At 69.5% G+C, this 21,630-nt stretch carries 24 protein-coding genes; 16 read left to right on the top strand and 8 right to left on the bottom strand.

What is annotated here, in order from left to right; genetic code table 11:
* Positions 1-214 (bottom strand): DoxX family protein (locus ON31_RS20280; RefSeq protein WP_039815858.1); only part of this gene is annotated, 214 nt, incomplete at its 3' end.
* 80 nt (positions 215-294) lie between these two features.
* Here ON31_RS20280 and ON31_RS20275 point away from each other — a divergent pair.
* The 5 genes from ON31_RS20275 to ON31_RS20255 all read left to right on the top strand — a co-directional run bounded on the left by ON31_RS20275 (position 295) and on the right by ON31_RS20255 (position 3,432).
* Positions 295-1,167 (top strand): sigma-70 family RNA polymerase sigma factor, encoded by an 873-nt coding sequence (locus ON31_RS20275; protein WP_039815857.1) that lies wholly within the window; start codon positions 295-297, stop codon positions 1,165-1,167.
* A 53-nt stretch (positions 1,168-1,220) separates the two neighbouring features.
* Positions 1,221-1,538: a DUF222 domain-containing protein gene (locus ON31_RS20270; protein WP_235204425.1), complete on the top strand. Its 318-nt coding sequence runs from the start codon at positions 1,221-1,223 to the stop codon at positions 1,536-1,538.
* Positions 1,539-1,653: 115 nt separating this feature from the next.
* Entirely contained in the window at positions 1,654-2,385 is a 732-nt protein-coding gene (locus tag ON31_RS20265) for an SDR family NAD(P)-dependent oxidoreductase (protein WP_039815856.1), read from the top strand.
* A 77-nt stretch (positions 2,386-2,462) separates the two neighbouring features.
* On the top strand, positions 2,463-2,675 hold the full coding sequence (locus ON31_RS20260; protein ID WP_039815855.1) for a hypothetical protein: 213 nt from the start codon (positions 2,463-2,465) through the stop codon (positions 2,673-2,675).
* A 349-nt stretch (positions 2,676-3,024) separates the two neighbouring features.
* Positions 3,025-3,432, top strand: coding sequence for a hypothetical protein (locus ON31_RS20255; protein ID WP_051037523.1), 408 nt, complete (start codon positions 3,025-3,027; stop codon positions 3,430-3,432).
* A 6-nt stretch (positions 3,433-3,438) separates the two neighbouring features.
* On the opposite strand, the gene ON31_RS20250 is transcribed toward ON31_RS20255, so the two are convergent.
* Positions 3,439-3,897, bottom strand: a complete 459-nt coding sequence (locus ON31_RS20250; RefSeq protein ID WP_039815854.1) for a DUF6194 family protein — start codon at positions 3,895-3,897, stop codon at positions 3,439-3,441.
* Between the two features lie 43 nt (positions 3,898-3,940).
* Here ON31_RS20250 and ON31_RS20245 point away from each other — a divergent pair, with 43 nt between their 5' ends.
* Positions 3,941-4,693 (top strand): MerR family transcriptional regulator, encoded by a 753-nt coding sequence (locus ON31_RS20245; RefSeq protein ID WP_039815853.1) that lies wholly within the window; start codon positions 3,941-3,943, stop codon positions 4,691-4,693.
* A gap of 230 nt (positions 4,694-4,923) precedes the next feature.
* Here ON31_RS20245 and ON31_RS20240 read toward each other — a convergent pair whose 3' ends face one another.
* Positions 4,924-5,955 (bottom strand): AraC family transcriptional regulator, encoded by a 1,032-nt coding sequence (locus tag ON31_RS20240; RefSeq protein ID WP_063821539.1) that lies wholly within the window; start codon positions 5,953-5,955, stop codon positions 4,924-4,926.
* 196 nt (positions 5,956-6,151) lie between these two features.
* Between ON31_RS20240 and ON31_RS20235 the strand changes: the two genes are divergently transcribed.
* On the top strand, positions 6,152-6,616 hold the full coding sequence (locus ON31_RS20235; RefSeq protein WP_039815852.1) for a hypothetical protein: 465 nt from the start codon (positions 6,152-6,154) through the stop codon (positions 6,614-6,616).
* On the opposite strand, the gene kstD is transcribed toward ON31_RS20235, so the two are convergent.
* Positions 6,602-8,293, bottom strand: a complete 1,692-nt coding sequence (kstD, locus tag ON31_RS20230) for a 3-oxosteroid 1-dehydrogenase (protein WP_039815850.1) — start codon at positions 8,291-8,293, stop codon at positions 6,602-6,604. The two genes, ON31_RS20235 and kstD, sit on opposite strands and share 15 nt — an antisense overlap.
* A 43-nt stretch (positions 8,294-8,336) precedes the next feature.
* On the bottom strand, positions 8,337-8,921 hold the full coding sequence (locus ON31_RS20225; protein ID WP_039815848.1) for a TetR/AcrR family transcriptional regulator: 585 nt from the start codon (positions 8,919-8,921) through the stop codon (positions 8,337-8,339).
* Positions 8,922-9,189: 268 nt separating this feature from the next.
* On the opposite strand from ON31_RS20225, the gene ON31_RS20220 reads away from it, so the two are divergent.
* The 5 genes from ON31_RS20220 to ON31_RS20200 all read left to right on the top strand — a co-directional run bounded on the left by ON31_RS20220 (position 9,190) and on the right by ON31_RS20200 (position 13,616).
* Positions 9,190-10,074 carry a class I SAM-dependent methyltransferase gene (locus ON31_RS20220; RefSeq protein WP_039815846.1) on the top strand — a complete coding sequence of 295 codons (885 nt, stop codon included), beginning with the start codon at positions 9,190-9,192 and terminating at the stop codon, positions 10,072-10,074.
* A 10-nt stretch (positions 10,075-10,084) separates the two neighbouring features.
* Entirely contained in the window at positions 10,085-10,537 is a 453-nt protein-coding gene (locus tag ON31_RS20215) for a flavodoxin family protein (protein WP_039815845.1), read from the top strand.
* Between the two features lie 112 nt (positions 10,538-10,649).
* Entirely contained in the window at positions 10,650-11,318 is a 669-nt protein-coding gene (locus tag ON31_RS20210) for a response regulator transcription factor (RefSeq protein ID WP_029928179.1), read from the top strand.
* Positions 11,315-12,601, top strand: coding sequence for a sensor histidine kinase (locus ON31_RS20205; RefSeq protein WP_039815842.1), 1,287 nt, complete (start codon positions 11,315-11,317; stop codon positions 12,599-12,601). The genes ON31_RS20210 and ON31_RS20205 overlap by 4 nt, the downstream gene beginning before the upstream one ends.
* A complete protein-coding gene (locus ON31_RS20200; RefSeq protein WP_029928182.1) occupies positions 12,588-13,616 on the top strand; it encodes a DUF8320 family protein in 1,029 nt (342 codons plus the stop codon). The genes ON31_RS20205 and ON31_RS20200 overlap by 14 nt, the downstream gene beginning before the upstream one ends.
* A 62-nt stretch (positions 13,617-13,678) precedes the next feature.
* Here ON31_RS20200 and ON31_RS20195 read toward each other — a convergent pair whose 3' ends face one another.
* Positions 13,679-14,125 carry a hypothetical protein gene (locus tag ON31_RS20195; protein ID WP_039815840.1) on the bottom strand — a complete coding sequence of 149 codons (447 nt, stop codon included), beginning with the start codon at positions 14,123-14,125 and terminating at the stop codon, positions 13,679-13,681.
* Positions 14,126-14,272: 147 nt separating this feature from the next.
* Between ON31_RS20195 and dapA the strand changes: the two genes are divergently transcribed.
* Entirely contained in the window at positions 14,273-15,181 is a 909-nt protein-coding gene (gene dapA, locus ON31_RS20190) for a 4-hydroxy-tetrahydrodipicolinate synthase (RefSeq protein WP_039815838.1), read from the top strand.
* On the top strand, positions 15,178-17,187 hold the full coding sequence (locus ON31_RS20185) for a ribonuclease J (protein ID WP_039815837.1): 2,010 nt from the start codon (positions 15,178-15,180) through the stop codon (positions 17,185-17,187). The genes dapA and ON31_RS20185 overlap by 4 nt, the downstream gene beginning before the upstream one ends.
* Before the next feature lie 68 nt (positions 17,188-17,255).
* Here the strand turns inward: ON31_RS20185 and ON31_RS20180 are convergent, their stop codons facing one another.
* Together ON31_RS20180 and ON31_RS20175 are read right to left on the bottom strand one after the other, a co-directional pair.
* Positions 17,256-17,813 (bottom strand): WKL family lipoprotein, encoded by a 558-nt coding sequence (locus tag ON31_RS20180; protein WP_039815835.1) that lies wholly within the window; start codon positions 17,811-17,813, stop codon positions 17,256-17,258.
* A 29-nt stretch (positions 17,814-17,842) separates the two neighbouring features.
* Positions 17,843-18,226, bottom strand: coding sequence for a DUF4189 domain-containing protein (locus tag ON31_RS20175; protein WP_029928191.1), 384 nt, complete (start codon positions 18,224-18,226; stop codon positions 17,843-17,845).
* Positions 18,227-18,465: 239 nt separating this feature from the next.
* Here ON31_RS20175 and ON31_RS20170 point away from each other — a divergent pair, with 239 nt between their 5' ends.
* Together ON31_RS20170 and ON31_RS20165 are read left to right on the top strand one after the other, a co-directional pair.
* Entirely contained in the window at positions 18,466-19,089 is a 624-nt protein-coding gene (locus tag ON31_RS20170) for a TIGR03085 family metal-binding protein (RefSeq protein ID WP_039815833.1), read from the top strand.
* 154 nt (positions 19,090-19,243) lie between these two features.
* The coding region (locus ON31_RS20165) for an AfsR/SARP family transcriptional regulator (protein ID WP_051037521.1) at positions 19,244-21,630 on the top strand (2,387 nt) is incomplete at its 3' end.

The raw sequence follows: 21,630 nt of genomic DNA, 5'->3' as shown, positions 1-21,630 counted from the left end.
CCGCCGCTAGCGCCAGAGGCTGCGCCGCCAAGCCGATCAGCAGCCCCACTCCGCCCACGGCCTTGGCGCCCGCCAACCCTGGCAGCCAGTTGCGAGGCACGCCGTAGCGGGCCATGTTGCCTGCTACCCAGTCGGCCCGAACCACGTCGACACCGGCCGCGACGAGTGCCGCCAGGGCCGCCAGTACGGACACGATGATCGCTGCGGTAGACATGGGACATCTCCTTGGTTCGCTGCTCTCCCCGGTGAAAGGGACTCGTGCAGTAGACGAACGGGCGTGAGGAAAGGTGACCGATGTCCGATCGAGACGAGCTGACGAGGCAGTTCGAAGCACAGCGCCCGCACCTGCGCGCCGTCGGCTATCGCATGCTCGGCTCGTGGGCCGCGGCGGAGGACGCGGTCCAGGACACGTGGTTGCGCCTGCACCGCACCGACCCCGCCGAGGTGGCGAACCTACCCGCCTGGCTGACCACGGTGATCTCGCGAATCTGCCTGGACCACCTGCGTTCCCGCGCCGCCCATCCCGAGCACCCGCTCGACGACGCTGCCCCCGACCTGCGGGACACCACCTACGACCCGGAACAGGCGGCTGTGCAAACAGACTCGGTCAGCCGCGCCCTGCTGGTCGTGCTGGATCGGCTGTCGCCCGCCGAACGGGTGGCTTTCGTGCTGCACGACGTCTTCGCGGTGCCGTTCGACCAGATCGCCGTAGTCGTCGACCGCACACCGACGGCCGCCAAACAGCTCGCCAGCCGCGCCCGCCGACGCGTCCGGGGCAACCCCGCGGTTTCCCCCGTGGATCTCGCCCGGCACCGCCGCGTGGTCGAGGCGTTCCTGGACGCCGCCCATACCGGCAATGTCGAAGCGCTGCTCGCGATCCTGGCTCCCGACGTTGTACGCCGCGCCGACGCCGCGGCCGTCCTCACCGGCACCCCGCTCACCGCGCACGGCATCACCCGCGTCACCGAGGACATCGCCCGATTCGGCCGCCGCGCCGCGTTCGCCGAACCCGCCCTCATCGACGGAACGGTCGGCGCCGTGGTCGCCCCGCGAGGTCACCTCACCCTGGTCCTGCGCTTCCAGTTCGAAGGCACTCGCATCACCGAATACGAAGTCATCGCCGACCCCGACCGGTTGCGCACCCTGGCCATCGCCACACTCCCCTGAGCATCCGCCGCGTTTCTCGAACATATGTTCTATCGTGCGGTAGGCTGCCTCGGGTGACCACACATTCGACCGCGCTGGCGCCGAATGCTCCAGCACCAGGATGGCCGGACCTGGCCGATGTCGACCTGCTGCGCACCCTCGTCGAAACCGAACGCCGTCGGAGGCGACTGGACGCCGCCATGCGCGCCGCCGTCGCCGAAGCCGAGCGCCGTGGGCTCGCCGCGGACACCGGCTATCGGGACACCGTGGAGTTGCTGACCGATCTGTTGCGCATCAGTGCGACCGAAGCGCGTCGGCGCATCGAGTACGCGGCCCCGCAGGTTCGCTCGCGTTCCAGAAAGGTGTGGCGGGTGCTGGCGACCGCAGGCTGAGGCAGCCGCCGGGTGCGCGGAATGCCACGTCGGATTCCCGCCGGTGCCGTGTGGTCCTCGCGGGCCATGATCCGAGGGACGTTCATTCGAGCGGCGTATTCGGAGAGGAATCGGTGTGGCCGAGGTTGCGGTGGTGACGGGCTCGACCCGTGGTATCGGGTTCGAGACGGCGCTGGGGTTGGGCCTGTCGGGGTGCACGGTCATCGTGACCGGGCGCTCGGAGCAAGCGGCGGTAGCCGCGGCGCGGCGGCTGGGGGAGCGGGGTGTCGACGCACGCGGCCACCACCTCGAGGTCACCTCGACCGCATCGGTGCAGCGGCTGGCCGACGACATCGAACGTGACCACGGGCGGCTCGATGTACTGGTGAACAATGCGGGCATCGCCGCCGAATGGGATGCGCCCGGCCCCAGCTGGTACGTGCACCCGGAAGCGGTGCGGCGCACCGTCGAAACCAATGTGATCGGGGTGTTTTACATGGTGGAGGCAATGCTGCCGCTGCTGCGGCGCGGCGACTCGGGTCGGATCGTGAACGTGTCCTCGTTCATGGGTTCGCTGACCTTGCAGTCCCAGGCCGATCCGGCGGCCCTGGTGGTGCCCGCCTATCAGGCATCCAAGGCGGCCCTCAACAGTCTGACCATCACCCTGTCGAAGGTCCTCGCGGACATCGGCATCACGGTCGTCTCCGTCGACCCGGGTTTCGTGCAGACCGACTTCTCACCCATCAACCGCGCCCAAGCGCCCCTGACCGCCGCACAGGGCGCCGAACCGGTGGTCGCGGCCGCGATGCGGACAATCGACGCCGCCTCCGGCTCGTTCGTGAGCCGTGACGGAGTGGTGCCGTGGTGACAACGGCATCGACGAAACGATCGAGACCCTGTATTCGGGGGCAGCCGAATTCGACTGCCCGACCATATGATTCAGCCATGAACCGCCGAACCCGAACATTGCGCGTAACTGTCGCCACCCTCGCCGTCGCCACCGGACTTGTCACCGCGGCCGGTTCCGCCACCGCGGAAACCACCGGCACCGGCAGCAGTTCCCTCGGCACCGGTTCCGCCGACGTGATGCAGAACCTGCTCACGTCACTCGCCTGTGCCGTGGGCGCCATGTCCTGTCCCATCGTCATACCGAATTGATCGTGGGCGCGATGGGTGAGAAGGTCCAGTCGGTATCGCTGAGCCCTATTGTGTAGGCGCGCATTGCGTGTCGGGTCAGCAGGAAGGAGTCGATATCGCCGAACTGGATCGTGGTCAGCTCGTCGAACTGGGACTTCTCCGATCCTCCCCTGACCCCCGGGCAGATCGTGGATAAAGCGCTGGCGTACCGGCCGATCGAGCTGGGTGGCCCGGAGTAGCTTGCGAATCGACCGCGCTGACTTGGCCGCTGACCGAATTTGCCGAGGTGGCCGAGGGGAATGCCGAGCGGTACTGTGCCGGGACAGGGGTGCGCTGCTACCTCGCGTAGTAGGTCGCTAGCATCGTCGCTGTGCCGGACAAGAGACGACTGACGCTGGTGGGTGCCGTGGTGTCGGCGGCGGCCGCGATGTTGCTGCTGCTCGGTTGGTTGGCCTGGGGGCGCGGGTCCGGGTATGGGGTCGACGACAATCCGGGTTATGTGCTGTTGTTCCCGGTGTTCGCGGGGTTCTTCCTGTGGGGGCTGGTCCGGTTCCGGGCGATGGAGCGGGACGCGGCGCTGACCGAAGGGAACCCCTTGTCGGATGGGGAGATTCGGGAGATTCCCGCCGGGCTGCTGCCCGCGCGCGGGGCGGCCGCGAGCGATACCGATCGCGCGATGGACGCGTACAACCGGTATCTGGCCGAACTCAATGCGCGCGAGCTGCAACACCATTTGCGGGCGGCGGGTTTGGACGTCTTCGCGGGCGACCGGAAGTAGGCGGCGCTAACCGGCGCGCTGGTCGTAGCGGGTTCGGGCGCGGTCGTGGGCGGTGCGGAGCAGTTCGCGCACCGTGGCCTCGGTGCGCGGGCCCGGGTTCACCACCGCCAGCCACGCGGCGCTCTTGTACACGGGGTGGGGTAGGACCGTATCGGCGACGCTGGCGTCGACCTCGGGGGCTTCGCGTGGGGTATGTCCGGTCGATTGAATGAAGGCGTCCTTTCCGGCGCTGATGTTCACGCGGAACGTGTTCGGCCGGTACAGCTGTGACGCGGTGTCGTCGGGATAGTCCTTGGTCACGATGGTGGCGAAGGGTTGGGTGGTGGTCGGCACCTGTCCGTCGGGGGCGTAGTAGAAGAACGCGTCGCCCCAGGCGATCTCGGGCGTGCCGTCGCCGGGCTGCGGCTTCAGGGTCAGGACGCCGCCGAGGCTTTCGATGTAGGCGATGATCTCGTCGATGCTCATGGTTACAGCGTGGCATTGAAGTGCTTGTGTAGGGTTTTCGGTGATGGGCGCAGGTGAGGTCGGAGAAAGTCGCAACTCGGCGGGTTTACGCACCGCTGCGGTGGCACGGTTGGCCGGATACTCCGTGCAGCAGGTGCGCAACCTCGAACGCGACGGGGTGCTGCCGCCCGCGCGGCGTACGCCCACCGGGTACCGGGTCTACGACGACACCCATGTGCGCGCCGCCCGCTCCTACCGGGCGTTGGCCGCGGGTGTGGGTCCGGTCGAGGCCAAGACCATCATGCGGGCGGTGCACGCGGGGCCGCCGTCGGAGCCCCTCGCGCTGCTGGACGCCGCGCACGCGCGCCTCGATGGCGAACGCCGCGATCTCGCGTTGGCGCAGGCGGCGGTTCACGCCATCGCCGACGAGTCCATCGACGACGTGCGTGCCACCGACGCCATGAGCATCTCGGAGTTGGCCCAGGCGCTCGGCGTGCGGCCGTCGACACTGCGGCATTGGGAGGCAATGGGTTTGGTGACTCCGGGGCGCAGCTCGACCGGTGCGGCGCGCAGCTACCGGCCCGGCGATGTCCGGGACGCGCGCATCGTGCACCAGCTGCGGCTGGCGGGCTACCGCATCGCCCCGCTCCAGTCGCTCATGCCGCAACTGCGCGGGGCGCGCCGCTGGGCCGAGGTGCTGGTCGGGCTATCCGCTCGGGACGCGGATATCACGGCGCGCTCCCGCGCCCTGCTCACGGCGGCCGCCGAACTGGACGCACTCCTGCCGCCGATCGGTGCCGTGCCGGACGCTCGGTAGATACGGCCGGGCCGTGCACGGTGTGCCGCTGCAAGGAGACCCGGCGTCGGCCATGAGCGCGCTGGACCGGTAGGACCCAGGCTGCCGCCGCCACGGTCGGCACCGCGAGGACCAAGAGCTCGCAGGCTACCGGCGGGATTGCGCCGGGCGACGTTGCGGCGCAGTAGTGTCTGCGTCGTCGAGCGCGTGATGCGGTTGTTCCGGCCAGTCGACAGCGGTGCACGTCCGCGTCAGCCCCTGCAGGCCTCCTGCCGACTCTCGCGGGCGAAACGGCCGGGGGCCAACCCTTTCCAAGTGCGAAAGGCGGTGGAGAAGGCCGACATGCTGGAGTACCCCAGCCGCTGCGCCACCGTATCGACGGTGAACCCTTTGGCGAGCAGTTCCTCGGCGAGCATGCCGGTGGTCTCGTGGCTCAGGGCGCGAAAGCTGGTGCCCTCGTCGGCGAGTCGGCGGCGCAGCGTGCGGACGCTGATGTTCAGGTCGGCCGCCACCTCCGTCTGCCCCGCGAGTCCGCCCCGGTAGACGAGCAGTTCGCGCACCTGCCCACTGAGTCCGGTGCGCGCGTGCCGCCGCTGGATGGTCTCGACGCAGAGCCGCTCGTACTGCGCGCGCAGTAGCGGGTGGGCCTGCGGCATGGGGTGGCGCAGGTCGGCGGCGTCGAGGACGAGCACGGTGCGTTCGGCGTCGAACCGGATCTCGGGCACGTTCAGCAGCGTGCCGACCGCCTCGTAGACAGGGGAGTAGCCGAGGACGACATCCAGCCGCTGCACCGGCACATCCCAGCTCAACAGTTCGCGCTGCACCGTGCGGATCAGCGTGAGATCGCGTTCGATCGCGAACCGCCGCACCTGCTCGGGAACATTCGAGGCGTCCATACTCACCAGCACCTGCGCCCCGGACGTCTCCAGCGCGTACCGCACATACGCGAACGACAGATCCGCGAACCGCGTCCACATCTCCACCATCTCCCGCACGGTCGCGCACGCGCTCAACGCCACCCCGAGATTCCCGATCACCGGCAGATGCACCGCCATTCCGGCGATCAGCCCCAGCCCCGGCTCGTCCCCGGTCACATTCAGAATGTTGCGGATGATCCGGAACTCCTGGTCGAGGTCGATCTCCACCGTCGGATCGGTGAGCTCCGCCTCCTCGATCCCCGTCCCCGCCAACGCGACCGTTCCCGCGATCCTCCGCTCCGCCGCGAAGTCGACCAACAGTGCCGCGCTGACCGTCGAGCGCACATACCAAGGGTCCCTGGCCATACCGAGAATCATCGCAACCCGAACCCACCCGCATCCCCCGAATCGAAGACCACGACCTGGTTGCTTCGGTTACGCTGCGGTCGCGGCTCAGGATCGAAGGAGGGCCACCCTGCACATCGTCATCTCCGCCCTCCCGGCCACCGCCGCTACTCCGCACATCGAGATCGCCGTCATCGCAGCCGCCTCGGTACCCGTTGTGGGAGCGATTCTTTCGGCCCCACCACTGCGTGGCCGCCGTCCCGCCGGTACCGGACGAGGTCACCTGCTCGCCCAACTCTTCGCCACCCTGGGCGCGCTCACCTACATCGCAGCCGTCCTCCTAGGCGTCTTCACCGACGACGCCTCGACGGAGGTCATCTTCACCGCCCTGGTCGGCGCCACCTGCGGCGTGGTCGCCCTCCTGGTCGCCCGCCGCACCGGGGTCGACCACCGGTTCCTGCTCGACGCGGCCGCGACCGCCCCGCAGCCCGACCTCCCGGCCCGCTACGCCCTCATCGACACCCTGATCGCCGGTATCGCCGACCGCGGCGTCCAGGACCGGGTACGCGCCGACGCCGCCCAACGCCTGGTCGGCTCCATCACCACCGACTCCGAACCACTGGACGCCGCAGCTGCCGTCCCGGTCAGCCCCGCGAAGCCCCTCCCGTCATCCGATTCCTGATCGGTTCGTCCCGTCCGCCGCGTCGAGCGCGGCCAGGTAGCCGAAGACGATGGCGGGGCCGATGGTCGCCCCTGGCCCGGCGTAGGTGTGGCCCATGACCGGTGCGCTGGCATTACCGGCAGCGTAGAGACCTGCGATGATCGAGCCGTCGTCGCGTAGCACCCGTCCGTGGACGTCGGTGACCAGGCCGCCCTTGGTGCCGAGGTCGCCGGGAACCATTCGGGCCGCGTAGTAGGGGGCCCGTTCCAGCGCACCGAGATTCGGGTTCGGACGCTGGCGCGGATCGCCGTAGTAGCGGTCGTAGGCGCTGTCGCCGCGGCCGAAATCCGCATCTACGCCGTTGCGGGCGAAGGTGTTGAAACGACTGACCGTGGCCTCGAGCGTGCCGGCCGGAACATCGATCCGGGCGGCGAGTTCGGCAAGAGAGTCGGCGCGGTGCAGCGCCCCGGATTCGAACCAGCGTCGCGGCAGCGGCTGGCGCGGAGCCAAGCCCGCGAACAGGTACCGGTTGCGATATCGCTGATCGAAGACGAGCCAGGCGGGGAGGTTCTCGCCGGGGCCGTCGCCCTGTCCATGCGCACCGCCGTACATGCGGTGCGTCGCCTCGACGTACGGCAGCGATTCGTTCATGAACCGCACACCGCGCTCGTTGACGATGAGGCTGCCCGGCAGGTTGCGCTCGGCGAGACAGAACCATGGTTGTCGAGGGAGCGGAATCGACGGACCCCACCAGGCATCCGACATGAACCGAACCGCGGCGCCGAGGTGTTGTCCCGCGCGAATCCCGTCGCCGGTATTGGCCCGCGCGCCGACCGTCCATTCGGTGCCGATGGGTTCGCGCTGGTACCGCTTGCGCATCGTCGCATCGTGCTCGAAACCGCCGGATGCGATGACGACCCCGCGCCGGGTGCGGATCAGCCGCTCGGTGCCGTCGCGCCGCACCACCGCGCCGGTGACCCGGCCGATGTCCGCCTGTAGCTCCAACAGCGGACTATCCAGCCACAGCGGCACATTCGCCGCGTCGAGGCCGAGTCGCAGCATGGCACACAATGCCTGCCCGCGCGCCAGCACGTGCTGTCCCAGAACCTGCCCTTTCGCCCAGCGTGCGGCAACTCGTATCGCACGCAACGGTGCCCGGGGGTTGCGGAGGCCGAGATGCAATTGCCGGAAGTCGGCCTGGGTGAGTGCGAGGTTGCGCATCCCCTTCCCGTAGTCCGGTTCCAATGTCGCGAGGTCGGCGCCGAGCGCCCCGGCGTCGAACGGTTCCGGCTCGATGGAGCGTCCGTGCGCGCGCCCGCCGGGGGCCTCCGGGTAGTAGTCGGGGTATCCGGGCACCCAGCGCATCCGCAGGGGTGCATGCCGCATCAGGAAATCCAGGGCTTCCGGCCCGCGATCGATGTAGGCGTCGATGCGTTCCGGCTCTCCGTCATCGCCGACGATGCCGGTGAGATACGTACGTGCGGAATCGATGTCGTCGGCCGGGGCGTCCCGTCGCAGGACGGCGTTGCCCGGAATCCACACTCCGCCACCGGATCGTGCCGTGGAACCGCCCCAGTGCCGCGACTTCTCGATGACCACGGTGGACAGTCCGTGCCGGGCCGCGGTGATGGCCGCCGTCATACCTGCCGCACCCGACCCGACGACGAGCAGGTCAACGGTATCGGTGTCGTACTGCATGCTCGAACCTCTTCTGTTGTGAAATGCCTTGCCGCCAAATGGTTCAGCGCCACCGCTCGCCTGTGACCGCGGTGAGCGCACCTTCCACGCACACCGGCAGGGTCGCCGCCTCCTCCGTACCGCTGCGCAACCAACGCAGGTAGCCGAATTCGGCCGCGGCCAGCAGTAGATGCACCAGCAGCCCGGGAGTGCTGTCGGCCTCCGGATCGCGCGACATCCGCCGCGCCACCAGTTCGATCAACCGCTGCCGGTGTTCGGGCGCGATCAAGGTCACGCGGTCGAGCAGATGTGGTGCCGTCGCGAACGCGGCCCGCCACTGCTCGAGTTCGCTGGCGGCCAGGGCGGTGGATCGCGCCAGGATCGCCTGTGCGAGAGCTTCGTCGGCGTGCTCGGCAGCCGGTCGCTCCTCCAGCAGTGGAACGATCCCCGCCCCACCTTCGCGCACCGGATCCAGCAGCAGATCCTCCTTGGCCCGCACATGCCGGAAGTACGTACTCGGCGATATCCCGGCGGCGGCGGCGATCTGCTCCGTCGTCACCTCGTCGAATCCCCGCTCGGCGAACAACTCCAGCGCCGCCCGCTGGATATCCGCCCTGATTTGCCGCCGTTGCCGTTCTCGAAGTGACATGTCGAGAGTTTCTACTGATATGACAGTAACTGTCAATAGCGGATTGTCTATCAGTAGGCTCCGTCGGCGGTTGGGGCGGCCTCGCCGCGGAAATCGTCGCCGCGGCGGGTGGGCTCGGACCACGCGTCCTGACCCTGCGGAGTGAACCCTCCGGGCCACAGGGTGGCGGCCGGGTGGTGCGGAGCCGCCTGCGGGCGACGAGCCGGCCGCCGGACGGTGCGGCGAAATTCGATGGTGTCGAACCGATCGCGGCCGTTAGCGTCCGGGCATGGCTTATGAGCATCCGCTGGCGTACGTGCTGGGTGTGGAAGGTGCCGCGCTGTTGCGCGCCTTCGCCGGGGAATACGACCGGGCATTCACCGAGGCTCGGATCGAAGAGGTGCGGCGCTTGCTGGACGATCCGGTGCTCGCGGCGGGAGTGTCGGTGGAGCATGTGGATTCCGTTGCGGGATACGGGGTCTGGTCACAGCGGTACGACGACCCCGGTAATCCGGCGTTCGAGTACGACGCGGGCATCGTTCGCGCCGTGGCGGCCTCGGCAGCGCGTGGGATCGCACTGGACGCCGCCTGTGGCACCGGACGGGTGGCGGCCGTACTGGCCGAACACGGGCATCGTGTCATCGGGGTGGACAGCTCACCGGACATGCTGGCCGTCGCGCGGAAGCGGCTGGCGGAGACGGAATTTCGGCTGGGCGAGGTGACCGGCCTGCCGGTGGAGACCGATACGGTGGATATCGTCACGTGCTCGCTGGCATTGACGCACCTGCCCGAACTGGGCACGGTGTTCGGCGAGTTCGCTCGGGTGCTGCGCCCCGGTGGCCAGCTCGTCATCGCCGACGTTCATCCCGAGTTGGTGGCGCGCGCGTACATTCCGACGGTACGCCTGCCCGACGGGGCTCCCGCCCGGGTGCGCTCGTATCGTCACCGCACCGGCGACTATCTACGCGCCGCACTCGCGGCGGGCTTCACCGCCCGCCGCTGCGAGGAACCCCGCCCGCCGCGCGTCGCCGCCGATGCGACCCCGACCGCCGAGCCCGGCCCCTGGGACGCCTGGCCCTGGTCGCTGACCGGTCTCGTTCCCGAAGCCGCGCGTGCCGCCGACACCGACGTTCCGGCCATGCTCCTCTGGCACTTCGAACTGACCGGCCCCTAGGCTCGACACCATGCCGCGGTTGCTGATCATCCACCACACGCCGTCCCCCTTCATGCAGGCGATGTTCGAAGCGGTGGTCTCCGGCGCGACCGATCCCGACATCGAGGGCGTGGAGGTCGTGCGCAGGGCAGCGCTGGCCGTATCGCCGACCGATGTACTGGAGGCCGATGGCTACCTCCTCGGTACCCCCGCGAACCTCGGCTATATGAGCGGCGCCCTCAAGCACGCGTTCGACGTCGTCTACTACCCCTGCCTCGATTCGACCCGAGGCCGCCCCTTCGGCTGTTACCTCCACGGCAACGAGGGCACGGAGGGGGCGGAGAAGGGCGTCACCGCCATCACGACGGGACTCGGGTGGACGAAAGCCGCTGAGTACGTGGTGGTATCGGGCAAGCCGTCCAAGGAGGCGCTCGAAGCGTGCTGGGAACTCGGTGCGACCGTGGCGGCGCAGCTCATGGAGTGAGCGCGACAGGCCCAGTTCGCCCCCCGATTTCTGGTGGCTGACATACCTGCCGGAAATACGGTCATACTGCTCACCGGGGTACATCGGGATTGGGAAGAGGTGAAGGGTCGCCGTGGAGGCGCAGGAGTCGAGGCCACGCCGGATCGGGTTGGTCGAGGATCACGAGTCGGTGGCGATCGGGTTGGCGGCCATGTTGGCGCCGGAGCCCGATCTGGAATTGGTGATCACGGCGGGTACCGTGCCGGAGTTGTTGGCGGCGGCGCCGGAGCTGGATCTGGTGGTGCTGGATCTGCGGCTGGCCGACGGGTCCTCGCCCGAGGACAATGTGCTGGCGCTGCGGGAGAGCGGTGTCGAGGTGCTGGTGTTCACCGGTGCGGACAACGCGTTCCTGGTGCGGGCCGCCGCGCGCGCGGGAGTGCTCGGCGTGGTCCGCAAGTCCGAGGATGTGCCCACCGTGGTGGCGGCCGTGCGCCGTGCCGCGCACAAGGAGCTGGTGGTGACCACCGACTGGGCCGCCGCCATCGACGGCGACCCCAAACTCCAGGACGTGGGCCTGAGCCCGCGGCAGCAGGAGGTGCTGCAGCTCTACGCCTCCGGTGAGAAGGCGTCCCGGGTGGCCCGGCTGACCGGGCTGTCCGAGCAGACCGTCAACGACTATCTGGGCCGCATCCGGCAGAAGTACGCCGATGCCGGACGTCCCGCGCACACCAAGACCGACCTGTACAAGCGGGCCGTCGAGGACGGCTGGCTGCCCGTGCCGGAACGCGACACGAACGCATGACCGCGTCCAGCGCGCTGGACTCCCCGCCCGCCGAGGCCGCCATGTCGTGGACCGCTGCGCTGCGGCGATTGCGGGGAGCGCTCGATACCGCCGACGGCAGGACGACGGCCGCCTCCGACCGGATCATGCGCCGCCTCGGCGTCTCCCTCGGTATCGGCGGGGTCATCATCGGCCTGTTCGAGGTGCCGGAGATCGCCGAGCACGGGCGGTTCGTCCCGTTCTGGTGGACGATTACCGCGGCCCTGCTGACCTTCGGATTCTTCCCGATCCTGGCCCTGGTGGCGACGCTGACCGGGCAGCGGCCGATCAAAATCGTCTCCGCGTGCGCCGCACTGAGTTTCCTGGTGGTGGTCACCAGCGTGCCCGCCGTCTTCGAGCCGGACACCGTGAACGCCTCCACCATCTGGCCGTTCCGGGTGCTCGTCATCGCGGTGACGGCGGCGGTGCTGGCGTTCCCCACCCGCTGGGCGATCGTCTACATGATCGTCGCGTCGGCGGTGGCCGCCACCGCCAATGTCTATACGCTGACCGATTTCACGGCCGCGCTGTTCATCGAGAACTTTCTGCGCGCGGCCGGGCTCGCGGCGCTATTCGTCTGGTGCGGGACCGCCGCGCGCGGTGCGGCCGAACGCGTGGACCGCGAATCGGCCATCGCCGCGCGCCGGGCCGCCGTGGCCGCCGCCGCGCAGGCCCGCGACCGGGAGCGCGCCCGCTTCGCCGCCCTCATCCACGACGCGGTGCTGTCCACCCTGCTGGAGGCCTCGCGCGCGGGCACCGAATCGGATGTGCTGCGCCGCCAAGCCGAACGCACCCTGGAACAGCTCGAGGAGGTACGCGGCGGGGAACGCGATCCGGACCTGCTGGACGCCCGCTCGGCGGTGCTGTTCCTCCGCTCGGCCGTGCAGGAGGTGAATCCGAGCATCCGGTTCGCCACCCGCACCTGGCCCGGCTTCGACGACCTGCGCATGCCGGTGCCGGCCGCCAGCACCCTGGCCGCCGCCCTCACCGAGGCCGTACGCAACAGCCTGCGCCACGCCTCGGTTCCGGGGCGGGAGGTGCGGCGCACGGTCACCACCACCATCAGCGCGGGCAGTATCCGCATCGTATTCACCGATGACGGAGCGGGTTTCGACCTCGCCGCGGTCTCGGCCGACCGGCTCGGCATCTCCATGAGCATCATGGGCCGTATGCGCCAACTCGCGGGCGGCTCGGCCTTCGTGGAATCACAGCCGGGGGAGGGGACCACGGTGACACTGGTCTGGGGTGGCGATGGCTCACTCTGACGTTTCCGACAGCCGCTTCGGCCTCGGCGATCTGCTGGGGCTGCGCGGCGGCGCGGGCTGGTTGTTCCTGGTCATCCTGGAAGCCACCATCGCGCTGTACATGTACAAGAACTTCCACGGGGTGCCGTTCTGGTCGGCGCTGGCGGGTATGGCGCTCATGCTCGCGGCGGGTGCGCTGGTAATGGTGGTGCCCGTCGATCCGCTGCCGGTTCCGGTGGCATTGTTCGCGGCCGCCGCCGGACCCGCCTCGGCGGGGCTGACGGTCATGAGCCTGTCCCCGGGCGGGCAGTCGCATTCGGTGTGGACCGCCTACGCGAGTTCGTACGTGCTGGCGGTGCTGGTGCTGCGGGGGCGGGTGCGCATCGCTTGGGTGGGTGTGGCCGCCATCGCGGCCGTGGTCGCGGTCGCGGGGATGGGTCCGCAGTTGGAGGCCAGCGCGGTGGTCGGCTCCATCGTGCCCATCGGCACGGTCGCGGCGATCACGGTGTTCGCGGCGATCATGCGACCCATGCAGCGGTCGCTGCGGCTGTTGCGCGAGGAGGCCATGCTGCGCGCGGCCGCCGAGGCCACCATGTCGGCCGCCGACAACGAGCGCACCCGCCAGCTCACCCGGCTGGACCGGGTGGCGGGGCCGATCCTGGAGCGCATCGCCGACGGTGTGGAACTCACCGTCTCCGAACGCGAGGAATGCCGCCTGCTGGAGGCCGAGCTCCGCGACGGGCTGCGGGCGCCGCAACTGGTGACCGATGAGCTGAGCTGCGCGGCGCGGGGTGCGCGATCGCGCGGGGTCGAGGTGGTGCTGCTCGACGACGGCGGTTTCACCGGTGTGCCCGAGTGGGTGCGCAAGCGGGTGATCGACGCCGCCACAAGGGAATTGGACGCCGCCAATACGGGCACGGTGACGGTGCGGGTGCTGCCGCTGGGGCGGCGGCTGCTGGCCACGGTGCTGGCGACCGGTCCGGAGCGCGACCAGCGCACCGAGATCGACACCGACGGCAAGGTCACGGTGGGCTGATCCGATCGGCTCGTCGGTGTGTCGGCCGGACGTCGCGGGCACGACGGCGGGCCGTCACCGCCTCACTCGTCGTAGCGTCCGGAGCCGCCCTTGCGCATCTGGTCCCGCAGCGCGCCCTGCACGGCGGTCGACAGCCACGAGTTCAGCGATTGCCCGCTCTGTGCTGCGGCCTCCTCGGCGCGCGATTTGATCTGCTCGACCAGTCGCAGGGTGACCCGGCTGATATCGCCGGTGACCTCCTCGAAGGAGGGCTGTTCGGCATCGGATGCGGTCTTGCGCACATCCACGTGGGCGTCGGTGCCGTCGACGGAGACGTGCACGGTCCGATCGCCCAGCGTGGCGCTGATCTCGGTGGCCAGATCCGAGAGCGCGGCCAGCAGGGTCAGCCGGGCGGAATTCTCCGTGGCTGCGGCCAGCGCGGCGGCCGTGGCCTGCGTTTTCTCATCGCCGAGCGTGGCCGCGGCAATGAGGTCCTCGCGCAGGCGAGCGGTGTATTTGTTCAGGTCCATGACACCAGTGTGACGTCACGAATGACGCCACACAAGGAGTGAAATGATGTCAGGTACAACCCCCATTACACGAATCCGCGTCCGACTGGCGGCGCTTCGGCGACAAGGGTGCAAAACCCATTCCTGCCACCGGGTAGCCTTCTGGCTATGACGAACGGTAATTCGACGCGAACCGAGCTGCACGCGTCCGGCACTGTCGGTGTCGCGATGGTGACCCCCTTTACCGCCGAAGGCAAGCTCGACGTCGATACCGGTGTCGCCCTCGCGTCCAGCCTGTGTGACCGAGGCGTCGACCTGCTCGCCATCTCCGGCACCACCGGCGAATCTCCGACCACCACCGAGTCCGAGAAGTTCGACCTGCTGCGTGCCGTCATCGACGCGGTCGGCGACCGCGCCACCGTCATCGCGGGCGCGGGCACCTACGACACCGCGCACAGCATCGAGCTGGCGCGCAACGCGCAGCGCGCGGGTGCCCACGGTTTGCTGGTCGTCACCCCGTACTACTCGCGGCCCTCCCAGGACGGGTTGGTCGCACACTTCACCGCCGTCGCCGACGCCACCGATCTGCCGGTGACGCTCTACGACATCCCGCCGCGCTCGATCATCCCCATCGGGCCGGAGGCGCTGCGGCGGCTGGCCGAACATCCGCGCATCGTCGCGGTCAAGGACGCCAAGGGCGACCTCAACGCGGGTGCGGAGATGATCGCGGAGACCGGACTGGACTTCTACTCCGGCGACGACGTGCTCAACCTGCCCTGGCTGTCCATCGGGGCCGTCGGATTCATCAGTGTCATCGGGCATCTGGTGCCCGATCGGCTGCGCGCCATGCACACCGCATACCTGGCCGGTGACATCGTCAAGGCGCGCGAGATCAATGCCAGCATGATTCCGCTCTATCGGGCCATGGCCCGTTTCGGAGGTGTTGCGATGACCAAGGGTGCCCTGCGCCTGCTCGGCGTCGAGGTCGGCGAGCCGCGCCTGCCGCAACTCATCCCGAACGACAGACAACTCGACGACCTGGCCGCGGACCTGCGCGCCGCGGGGGTGCTTGTATGAGCAACCCCATCGGTCGTCGCCCACGCCGTACCGCGAGCCGCGCCGCGGGAGCACCGGAACCGGTGCGGGAGCGCGACACCCAGCAATCAGCCACACCTATCAAGGAGACCGCCGCGCCGACAACGCAAACCGCCGCACCGGCTTCGACGTCCACTACGACGCCCGAACCCGCTGCCGCGCAACAGGAATCACGAGATCGCAGCCGAAACGAGTCCGAGGGCGGACGATCCGGCCGGGGCCGCTCGTCCGACCGCAACCGGCGTGGCGGCCGGGGCCGCCAGTCGGGCCGGTCCGATCGCGGCGAGCAGTCCGCACCGCCGGTGCGCGATCCGCACGCCTTCGGCACCCCGCCCGCCGCCCCGCGCGGCGGCCTGCGGGTGTTCGCGCTCGGCGGCATCGGCGAGATCGGTCGGAACATGACCGTCTTCGAACATGACGGCAAACTGCTCATCATCGACTGCGGTGTGCTGTTCCCGGAGGACCAGCAGCCCGGCGTCGACCTGATCCTCCCGGACTTCGGCCCCATCGAGGACCGCATCGACGATGTCGCGGCGGTGGTGCTCACCCACGGTCACGAGGACCACATCGGCGCGGTGCCGTTCCTGCTGCGCCTGCGGCGCGACATCCCGGTGGTGGGCGCGAAGTTCACGCTCGCACTGGTGGCGGCCAAATGCCGCGAACATCGGTTGCAGCCCAAGCTCATCGAGGTCAGCGAGGGCGAGCACACCCAGCACGGGCCGTTCGACTGCGAGTACTTCGCGGTCAACCACTCCATTCCCGACGCGCTCGCGGTGGCGGTGCGCACGCCCGCGGGCATCGTCCTGCACACCGGCGACATCAAACTCGACCAGCTGCCCCTGGACGGCCGCCTCACCGACCTGGCGGGCTTCTCGCGGCTCGGTGACGAGGGCGTGGATCTGTTCCTGGTGGACTCCACCAATGCCGAGGTGCCCGGCTTCGTCACCCCCGAACGCGAGATCGGGCCGGTGCTCGACTCAGTGATCGGCAAGGCGCGCGGTCGGGTCATCGTGGCCTCCTTCGCCTCGCACGTGCACCGCATCCAGCAGGTGGTGGACGTGGCGCAGCGCTACGACCGCCGGGTGTGCTTCGTGGGCCGGTCCATGGTCCGCAATATGCAGATCGCCCAGGATCTCGGCTACCTCGACATCCCCGATGGCCTGGTGGTCGACCTGGATCAGGCGGCGAATCTGCCGGTGCACAAGCTGGTGCTCATCTCCACCGGATCGCAGGGCGAGCCGCTGTCGGCGCTCTCGCGCATGGCGCGCGGCGACCACCGGCAGATCAATATCCGCGCCGACGACCTGGTGGTGCTGGCGTCCTCGCTCATTCCGGGCAATGAGAACGCCGTCTTCACCGTGGTGAACGGGCTGGCGCGGCTCGGGGCCACCGTGGTGACCCAGCAGAACGCGAAAGTCCATGTCTCCGGCCATGCTTCGGCCGGTGAGCTGCTGTACCTCTACAACGCGGTGCGGCCCACCAACGCCATGCCGGTGCACGGCGAATGGCGGCACCTGCGCGCGAACGCGGCACTGGCGGTGGCCACCGGCGTACCCGAGGAGCGGGTGGTGCTGGCGGAGAACGGCGTCGTGGTGGATCTGGTGGACGGTATCGCCAGCATCACCGGCAAGGTGCGGGTCGGCCAGGTGTACGTGGACGGTCTATCCGTCGGCGATGTGGGCGAGTCCACGCTGTCGGACCGGCTGGTGCTGGGCGAGGGCGGCTTCATCTCCATCACCGTCGCCGTCGACGAGACCACCGGAAAAGCCGTCACCACACCGGAACTCAACGGCCGTGGCTTCTCCGACGATCCGGACGCGCTGGCCGACGCGCAGGAACTGGTGGAGGCCGAACTGCGTCGCCTGGCGGGCGAGGGCGTCACCGACACCCACCGCATCGCGCAGGGCGTGCGCCGTGTGGTGGGCCGCTGGGTGGCCGACACCTACCGCCGCCGCCCGATGATCGTCCCGACGGTCATCGGCGTGTAGGCGGCGTCGGCGGACGAATCAGCGCCCCAGCGGAAATCGCTGGGGCGCTGCGTTTTTCGCCGCTACTCTCAGTTGTCCTGGCAGGCGGCGGAATCCAGCTTGGCGGCCTTCACGATGCTGCACGCGAAGCCGTGGTCGACCTTCCACTCGGTGCCCTCGGCGACGAAGGCGACGGTGGCGTTCTCCACCGGGGAACCGTCGATGGTCACATTGGCGTCGGCCTTCAGCTTGCCGTCGACCGGATCCTGCACATTGGTGATCTCGACGGTGACATTGTTCTGCTTGGCGGCGTCGACCAGCTTGTCGACCAGCTGCGGGTCCACGGCCGCGTCCTCGATCCAGCTGATCTTGGTCTTGGCGTCGATGGACGGATCGAACGCCTTGTTGATCTTGTCGTTCAACTCCGCCACGGTCGGCTTCGGCAGATTCGGGACCTCCGTGGTGGACGGCGCGGCGCCGGTCACCTTGTCCTCGTCCTCGGTGGAGCCCTCGAACTCGCCCGCGGGCGCGGCGGAGGTGGTGGTCGCGTCGGAACCGGTGTCGTCACCGGAGCCGCAGGCCGCCAGACCGAAGGCTGAGACGGCCACCGCCACCGCGGCGGCGGCACGGAAAATGGTGTGCTTCAACGAAATTCTCCCTGAATCGGAATGAAGGATCAGAGCCGGTAACCGCTGGTGCAGTTCCAGTGGATGATGGTCGCGTCGGAGAGGTTGCGGTCCAGCGCCTGATTGCGCGCAGCGCTCCGGGATTCCGCCGCCCCGAAGGTGTAGTAACCCTGGCGTGAGTAGGCGACCGCGCCGCAGCCGTTGGCGAAGCGTGCGACGATCTTGCAATCCATCCCCCGGCATTCGCTCAGCGCGGCGTCCTGCGCCGCCGCCCGCGAGGCGTAATCGTAGGAGTAGCCGATGCTGCCCGTGGAACTGGACAGCGCGATGGCGCCGTAGTTGTACCCCGCCGCGTTCGCCGGTGCCGCCGTGACGGCCAGCAGGGAACCCGCCGCCGCGATCACAGCGGCCGCGCCGCTGACAATCTTCTTCAAGGTGTTGCCCTTCTTTGCTTATGGGTCCACGACCCGATGGACCGAGGAGTCAAGCTACCGACCCGAATTGGCCGACGCCAACCCGGAAGCAGCGGAAACGAGCGGTTGCCGCACGATTCGCGTACCGGACTGCCGTGCCGGTGATGTGGTAATGATCATGTGGAGCGCTTATCGCCGGCCGGGTGTTTCCCTTAAGGCCGACCCTTCTGCTGAGCTGTTTGTCCGATTAGGGTGCGCGTATGAGCATGGCCCAACGCGAGCGGCAACATCTGGTGCAGACCATGGCGGCCGCCGGTCCGGACGCCCCCACCCTCTGTGGCGACTGGACGGTGCGGGATCTGGCCGCCCACTTGATCGTTCGTGAGCGCCGTCCGGACGCGGCGCCCGGAATCCTACTGAAACCCCTGGCCGGATATTTGGAACGCGTGCAATCCACAGTGGCGCGGCGGCCGTTCCCGCAACTGCTCGAACAGGTGCGCACCGGCCCGCCCGTCTGGTCGCCCCTGCGGTTGGTGGACTCGGTCGCCAATCTCACCGAGATGTTCGTCCATCACGAGGACGTCCGCCGCGCCGGCACCAGCTGGGAGGCGCGGGAGATGTCACCCGACGACGAGGACCGGCTGTGGAAGGCGCTGCGTCCCGTCGCGAAGATGGCGTATCGCAAGTCGCCGGTGACCGTGGTGCTCGCGACCCCGGACGGCCGCCGCCACACCGCGCACACCGCCGGTGGCCGCACGGTGGTGCTCACCGGACCGCCGTCGGAACTGCTGCTGCACGCCTTCGGACGCGATGAGGTGCGGCTGAGCATGTCCGGCGACCCGGACGATGTGCGGGCGGTGCTGGCCACCGATCGCAGCGTCTGATCCGCCCGAATTCCGGGCACCCGCCGACCACATCCCGGTTCGGCTGGTAATAACCACCGTGGTCGTGCAACGATCACGACGAGCGGTGGCTCACCGTGACGAGCGCCACATCCGGCGGTCGGCGCGGGAGTGTAGGTATTGAGGTGGAATTGCGATGACATGGCGACTGTCGGTACTCGGACCGGTCGAGCTGAGTCACGAGGGCGTGCCAACGGCCGCCATGCCGCCCAAACAGCAGGCCGCCCTGCTCATTCTGGCCGGGGCGCGTGGACGCACCGTCTCGGTCGAGGAGCTGGTGGACGGCATCTGGGGTGAGCGGCGGCCGCCGTCCGCGCTGGGCGCGCTGCGCAATTACGCCTGGGCGCTGCGCAAGCGTTTCGCCGCGGGCACCCATGCGGTGCGGCTGACCTCCGGTACCGGCGGCTACCGGCTCGACGGGGCCGTCGAGCTCGACACCGACCTGGTCGACCGCTTCCGGGTCGAGGTCGAACAGCTGCGCATCGCCGGCGATCTGGACCGCGCCGAATCCGTACTGGAGGCGGCGTTGGGGCAGTGGCGCGGCGATCCGCTCACCGGGGTGCCCGGCCCGTGGGCCGAGGCCGAACGGGCCCGGCTGCGCCGCCTGCACCGGGTGCTGTGCGAGGACCGGGTCGAACTCGCCGTGGCCGCACAGGACTATCCGCGCGCCATCACCGATCTGGAAGGGCTGATCACCGCCGACCCGCTCAGTGAACGGCTGCGCGGACTCATGATGACCGCGCTCTACCGCGCGGGCCGCCGCACCGAGGCGCTGGAGGAATACCAGCGCATTCGCCGCCTGCTCGTCGCCGACCAGGGCATCGAACCGGGACCGGCGCTCATCGAACTGCATCAGCGCATCCTCACCGACGAACTGCCCACCGTGGCCGCCGGTGCGCCCGCACCGCTGCCGGTGCCCGCCCAATTGCCGCCCGACACCGCGGATTTCACGGGTCGGCGCGAGGCCGTGGAGCGGCTGTGCGACGAATTGCGCGACGATCTGAGCCTGCCCATCGCGGCCGTATCCGGTATGGGCGGGGTCGGAAAGACCACCCTCGCGCTGCATGTGGCGCATCGGATGCGCGCCCGCTTCCCGGACGGGCAGCTCTATGTGGACCTGCACGGCGCGGCCGCGCTGCCCGCCGACCCGGGGCAGGTGCTCGGCGGATTCCTGCGTGCCCTGGGCGTGCCCGATTGGGAGATGCCGGCGGGGGTGGACGAGCGGGCGGCGCTGTTCCGGTCCACGGTGAGCGGTCGGCGGCTGCTACTGGTGCTCGACGATGCCTTCGACGGCGCCCAGATCGCACCGCTGCTGCCCGGAACGCCCGGATCCGCGGTGCTGGTGACGGCGCGGCGACCCCTGACCGCGCTGCCCGGGGCACGGCCCACCGCGCTGGGCGTGCTCGCCCGCGACGAGGCCGAGGAGCTGTTCGCACGGATCGTCGGCGTGGACCGGGCGGCCGCCGAACCCGAGGCGTCCCGGCGGGTGGTCGAGCTGTGCGGGCTGCTGCCCCTGGCGATCCGGATCGTGGCCGCGCGCGTGGCGGCCCGGCCCACCTGGACCATCGCCTCGGAGGCGCGGAGACTGGCCGAGGAACGTGCCGGGCTGCGCTGTTTCCGCACCGGGGAACTGGCCCTGGACGGGGTGTTCCAGGCCGGATACGACCAGCTCGATCCGGCGGCGGCGCGGGCCTTCCGGCTGCTCGCCGGTACCGGTCTGCCGGAGCTGCCGCTGGCCGCCGCCGCGGTGGCGCTGGGATGTGCGGTCGACGAGGCCGAGGAGTTGTGCGAGGGACTGGTCGATCGCGGCATGCTCGAATCCATCGGGCGGGGGCGCTATCGCTATCACGAACTCATGCGGATGTTCGCACTCGGCCACGGCTCTCGCTCCGATGAGACCGATGTGCTGGCGCGGTTGCTCGATCACTATCTGGCTACCATGAAAACCGTGCTGCGGGTGCGGCATCCGGGACTGGTGCTGCCGTCGACCGCGACCGAATCGGCGGGGGAGCGGCTGCGCGACCTGGAGGACACCCGGCGCTTCCTCGAACGGGAGCGGCGCAATATCGCCGCGCTGTACCGGCTGGCGGCCGCCGCGACCCCGCGACACCGGGTGGTGGCCGCGGATCTGGCGATCACGGTGGCGGTGACCCTGCTGGCGGGTGATGCCACCGCCGACCTCGAACAGGCGCTGGACGGCCTGATCGTGGCGACCGCGGCCGACGGGAACGCGGCCGCGTGCCGTCGGGCGCGGCTGGCGCTGGCGTTCGCGCTGCTCGTGGAGTTCGGTGAACCGGAACGGGCGGCGGCCGAACTGCGGCAGATCCTCGACGGCATCGACCCGAGTACCGAGATCTGGGTCGGCGGCGCGGCCCACCTGCTCACCGGCGCACTGGCCCTGGGCGAGGGGGAGGTCGACGCCGCGATCGACTCCTTCGGGATGGCATTGCGGCTGCACCGGCTCGGCAACAGTCCGGAATGCGTGCGCGTCGCCTACGCCATGCTGGCGCGCGCCTACGCGGT

The sequence above is a fragment of the Nocardia otitidiscaviarum NBRC 14405 genome, assembly GCF_000308635.1.
Lineage (GTDB): Bacteria > Actinomycetota > Actinomycetes > Mycobacteriales > Mycobacteriaceae > Nocardia > Nocardia otitidiscaviarum.
Note: the sequence above shows the minus strand (reverse complement) of the source record. Positions and strands in the feature narration are given on the sequence as shown.

What these genes read in the sequence shown, in the direction of transcription:
- ON31_RS20195 (WP_039815840.1), bottom strand. Translation starts at nt 14,125, where the DNA reads ATGGACCTGAACAAATACACCGCTCGCCTGCGCGAGGACCTCATTGCC.
- ON31_RS20205 (WP_039815842.1), top strand. Translation starts at nt 11,315, where the DNA reads ATGACCGCGTCCAGCGCGCTGGACTCCCCGCCCGCCGAGGCCGCCATG.
- ON31_RS20220 (WP_039815846.1), top strand. Translation starts at nt 9,190, where the DNA reads ATGGCTTATGAGCATCCGCTGGCGTACGTGCTGGGTGTGGAAGGTGCC.
- ON31_RS20250 (WP_039815854.1), bottom strand. Translation starts at nt 3,897, where the DNA reads ATGAGCATCGACGAGATCATCGCCTACATCGAAAGCCTCGGCGGCGTC.
- ON31_RS20170 (WP_039815833.1), top strand. Translation starts at nt 18,466, where the DNA reads ATGAGCATGGCCCAACGCGAGCGGCAACATCTGGTGCAGACCATGGCG.
- kstD (WP_039815850.1), bottom strand. Translation starts at nt 8,293, where the DNA reads ATGCAGTACGACACCGATACCGTTGACCTGCTCGTCGTCGGGTCGGGT.
- ON31_RS20200 (WP_029928182.1), top strand. Translation starts at nt 12,588, where the DNA reads ATGGCTCACTCTGACGTTTCCGACAGCCGCTTCGGCCTCGGCGATCTG.
- dapA (WP_039815838.1), top strand. Translation starts at nt 14,273, where the DNA reads ATGACGAACGGTAATTCGACGCGAACCGAGCTGCACGCGTCCGGCACT.
- ON31_RS20275 (WP_039815857.1), top strand. Translation starts at nt 295, where the DNA reads ATGTCCGATCGAGACGAGCTGACGAGGCAGTTCGAAGCACAGCGCCCG.
- ON31_RS20240 (WP_063821539.1), bottom strand. Translation starts at nt 5,955, where the DNA reads ATGGCCAGGGACCCTTGGTATGTGCGCTCGACGGTCAGCGCGGCACTG.
- ON31_RS20215 (WP_039815845.1), top strand. Translation starts at nt 10,085, where the DNA reads ATGCCGCGGTTGCTGATCATCCACCACACGCCGTCCCCCTTCATGCAG.
- ON31_RS20225 (WP_039815848.1), bottom strand. Translation starts at nt 8,921, where the DNA reads ATGTCACTTCGAGAACGGCAACGGCGGCAAATCAGGGCGGATATCCAG.
- ON31_RS20245 (WP_039815853.1), top strand. Translation starts at nt 3,941, where the DNA reads ATGGGCGCAGGTGAGGTCGGAGAAAGTCGCAACTCGGCGGGTTTACGC.
- ON31_RS20260 (WP_039815855.1), top strand. Translation starts at nt 2,463, where the DNA reads ATGAACCGCCGAACCCGAACATTGCGCGTAACTGTCGCCACCCTCGCC.
- ON31_RS20185 (WP_039815837.1), top strand. Translation starts at nt 15,178, where the DNA reads ATGAGCAACCCCATCGGTCGTCGCCCACGCCGTACCGCGAGCCGCGCC.